Source organism: Novosphingobium sp. (assembly GCF_032093395.1).
Taxonomy (GTDB): Bacteria; Pseudomonadota; Alphaproteobacteria; order Sphingomonadales; family Sphingomonadaceae; genus Novosphingobium.
In genome coordinates this window covers 1-1538 of record NZ_DAMDBA010000177.1, presented here as the reverse complement: position 1 = coordinate 1538, position 1538 = coordinate 1, and the positions used below count along the sequence as shown (strand labels likewise).

Below are 1538 nucleotides of genomic sequence, written 5' to 3'. Positions count from 1 at the left end.
CCGGGACAGTCCCGGGCGATCCCGCTCGATGTGCAGGGAACGGCTTTTCAGGAGGCGGTCTGGCGGGAGTTGCAGCGCATTCCTCCGGGCGAGACGCGCAGCTATGCCCAGATCGCGGCGGCAGTCGGCAAGCCGGGCGCGGTTCGTGCGGCAGGCTCGGCCAACGGCGCGAACAACGTGGCGGTGCTGATCCCCTGCCACCGGGTGATCCGCACGGATGGGACGATCGGGGGCTATGCCTATAGCGAGGCGATCAAGCGCGAACTGCTGAAGCGCGAACGGGGGTGAAGCTGTTCGTCGTCCCGGACTTGATCCGGGACCGCTGGCAGTTCTCCAGGCAGTAGCTTGCGCCGGGGCGCTCTACTGCGAGGTGGGCTGTTCATGGCCAGCGGTCCCGGATCAAGTCCGGGACGACGAGTATTCCTGCGCGATTTATACGAAGGAATAGGGGTCGATATCGATGTTCACCCGAACGCTGCGAGGGAACTGGAGGGGCTCCAGCCATTCCCGCAGCGTTTTCTGCAATTCCGCGGATCGGCGGGCGTTGATCAGCAGGCGAAACCGGTGGCGACCGCGCAGCAGTGAGAGTGGGGCGGGGGCAGGACCGAGCACCAGCATGTCCGGATGGTTTGGCGCGGTACCGCCGATGGCGCGGGCGGCGGCTTTCGCTTCGGACTGGTCTTCCGAGGAGACGATGATCGCCGCCCAGCGGCCGAAGGGCGGTGCGCCCGCGTCGCGGCGAGCCTCGGTCTCGGCGGCGTAGAAGGCGTCTCGGTCTCCGGCGGCCAGTGCCGAGATCACCGAAGCCTCCGGGTGCCGGGTCTGGATCAGCACTTCGCCTGGTTTCTCGCCGCGTCCCGCCCGTCCGGCGACTTGCGCGACCTGCTGGTACGTGCGCTCCGCAGCCCGCAAATCACCGCCTTCGAGGCCGAGATCGGCATCGACGACACCCACCAGCGTGAGGTCCGGGAAGTGGTATCCCTTGGTGACGAGCTGGGTGCCGACGATCACGTCGATCGCCTTGCCTTCGGCTTTGGCGACAAATTCGCCGACCGCCTCGGCCGTGTTCATGGTGTCCGACGTGACGAGGGCGACCCGGGCCTCAGGCAGGATTTCGGCCACTTCGTCGGCGATGCGCTCGACGCCGGGGCCGCAGGCGACGAGGCAATCGCCGGTGCCGCATTCCGGGCAGGCATCGGGCACGGGCACTTCATGACCGCAGTGATGGCAGGCAAGGCGCTGCGAGAAGCGGTGCTCCACCAGCCAGGCTGTGCAGTTCGGGCACTGGAACCGGTAGCCGCAGTGGCGGCAGAGCGTCAGCGGCGCATAGCCCCGGCGGTTGAGGAACAGCAGCGACTGTTCGCCGCGCGCCAGCCTGGCCTTCATTTCCTCGACCAGGCGGGGAGCGAGCCACTTGCCGCGTTCCGGCGGTTCCTGCCGCAAGTCCAGGATCTGTATGTCCGGCAATTGCGCGCCGCCGAAGCGCGAGGGCAGGTCGATCTTGCGATAGACGCCGGCCTCGGCAAGCTGCATCGATT

2 protein-coding genes are annotated in these 1538 nt (G+C 67.6%); one reads left to right on the top strand and one right to left on the bottom strand.

All coding sequences use genetic code 11. The annotated features are described in order from the left end of the window. On the top strand, window positions 1-288 hold a 288-nt coding region (locus RT424_RS24505), incomplete at its 5' end, for a methylated-DNA--[protein]-cysteine S-methyltransferase (RefSeq protein WP_313443516.1). Window positions 289-432: 144 nt separating this feature from the next. Here RT424_RS24505 and priA read toward each other — a convergent pair. Continuing rightward, window positions 433-1538: primosomal protein N' (gene priA, locus RT424_RS24500; protein WP_313443514.1), on the bottom strand; the 1106-nt coding region annotated here is incomplete at its 5' end.